General features: G+C 43.8%; 1 protein-coding gene. It reads right to left on the bottom strand.

The window, feature by feature from the left end; all coding sequences use genetic code 11:
* Positions 1-2244: LamG domain-containing protein (locus ACJMLT_RS01355; RefSeq protein WP_405725446.1), on the bottom strand; the 2244-nt coding region annotated here is incomplete at its 3' end.
* Positions 2245-2292 lie beyond the last annotated feature (48 nt).

The raw sequence follows: 2292 nt of genomic DNA, 5'->3' as shown, positions 1-2292 counted from the left end.
GTTATGGTATTCTGCAATTTCTGCATCGGTGCGGACGTCACTCCACATACGCACTTCGTTGATTTCACCATTCAGATAATATGTCGGATCTTTATGATAATCACTGCCAATGCAAAGCCAGTTTGTCAATTCGGCATCTGCAAATCCTGTTACAGTTTTTTCTGCTTTCAGTTCACCATCAATGTAAACAAGTACTTTTTTGTTTGCCGCATCACGAACCAGAGAGATCAGTTTCCATGTATCATCACACAGATCACCCATTTCTGTGAATTTAATATCATTTTTCACGCCGGTATCTTCCCACAGACGCAGTGCATTGTTCGTTGTCAGCTCTACGCCCCATGTATTACCGCCGTTACCATAGTTATTCATAATGGTCTGGCGCTGCTTGGAGCCTTCGCTATCCAGCTTGATACGAACTTCCACTGTTGCCGGTGTTTTTACAGCACCCTGCACCTGCAAATAGTCGCCTTCCTCATAATCGAATACCAGACCGCTGAAGTTTTCTACATTTGCTTCGAAGCCTTCTGTGATGATATCATTGCCGCCGACAGTATCCTTTACCACGGTGCTGTCATAAGCTTTTCCGCCGATATCGCCAAAGTCCCAGCAATGCTCCAGATCATCTGTATTGGTTTCTGTGCCGTTGTAGTATGCTTTGATTTCATCAGGGGTACGAGCATCGCTGAACATACGCATTTCGCCGATCTTACCATTCAGCCAGTATGTCTTTCTCAGGTCTGTGCCAATGTATGTAGGGGTAGACAGTTCTGTATCTGTAAAATTCCATTCATCCGTCAGCATGTTGCCGGATGTTTTATATTCCCCGTTGATATAAACATCGACCTGACTTTCTGCTTTATCACGAACCACGGAGATCAGCATCCATTCATCTGTGCAGATGTTCACATCCTTAAACAGATAACTGATACGGTCTGTACCATTGCTGCCGCCGTTGACATTTTCCCAGTAACGCAGGGTATTGTCTTTGTTGACTTCCAGTCCCCAGCTCTTTGTGGATTCCTCCAGATAGTTATTCATGATGATCTGGCGGCGGTTTTCATTTGCCTTTAATTTTACCCAAACTTCCACCGTATCGGGAATTTCGATGGGTTCTTCTGTTCTGGCATAATTGCCGTTAGCCGCAGAGCCTTTGAAATCCAGCCCCTGTCTTTCGCCTGCCACAGGTCTTTCTTCATAACCTGCTGTTGTTACATCGTTGTTATTGTCTGTTTTGTCTGTTACGACTGTATCGTTGTAAACTTTACCTTCGATATTGCCAAAGTCCCAGCAATGGTTCAGACCTTCTTCACTGCCATCTGCAGATTCTGTAAAGTACTCTTTGATTTCATCAGAGGTACGCACGTCATTCCACAGACGAACTTCGCCGATTTCGCCTTCAAAATAGAATTTGTTTTTGCGATAATCTGTACCAAACTGCAGAGGACGTGTTGTTTCTGTTATATTCGCATTCAGCGTTTTTTCCATATCAACACTAACAGAACCCGCATATTCGCCATTGATATAAGCCATGATTCTGTTATTTGCATGGTCACGAACAATGGAGATCAGCTGCCATTCGCCAACCTTCAGCTGAACAGCATTTTTTTCATCTGTATTAGCTGCAGTAAAAATGCATCGGATTTCTTTTTCATTATTTTTTTCCCAGTAGCGCAGCGCACCGGAGTCATCCATTTCTACACTCCAGCTGACTGGTGTATCCTTATCCCCGTAATTGCCCATGATGATCTGGCGTTTCTGTGTATCGAACTTCACCCACACTTCTGCTGTATCGGGCATTGTGATTGGAGAAGCTGCAACAGCATATTCCCTTGCGCCATCGAATGCCAGACCTTCCTGTTCTGCTGCTGCAGGTACTGCTTCCTCTTCCAGACTCATTATCATCAGAGGTGCTTCTTCTGTTTTTTCTTCTACGATCGCTTTGTTTTCTTCTGTAGATTCTTCGGATTCTTCTGTTTCTTCAGATTCTTCGATTTCTTCGGATTCTTCGATTTTTTCGGATTCTTCGATTTCTTCGGACTCTTCGATTTCTTCGGACTCTTCGACTTCTTCTGTTTCTTCGACTTCATCAGATTCTTCTGCTTCTTCCGCAGATGCTTCCAACGCTCTCTCCTGACCTGCAGGATCACCGTTTGCCCACGCCAAAGCAGGAACAGCAGATGTGGTCACAGACAACGCAAGGAATGCACATAATCCTTTTTTTGATGCTGCATAAAATTTCATAAATCTTCTCCTTTGTATCTTCTTATAAAACCACTAAAAAACTACAGC

It is taken from the genome of Anaerotignum sp. (assembly GCF_045122575.1).
In the GTDB taxonomy this organism is placed as follows: Bacteria; Bacillota; Clostridia; order Lachnospirales; family Anaerotignaceae; genus Anaerotignum_A.
Note: the sequence above shows the minus strand (reverse complement) of the source record. Positions and strands in the feature narration are given on the sequence as shown.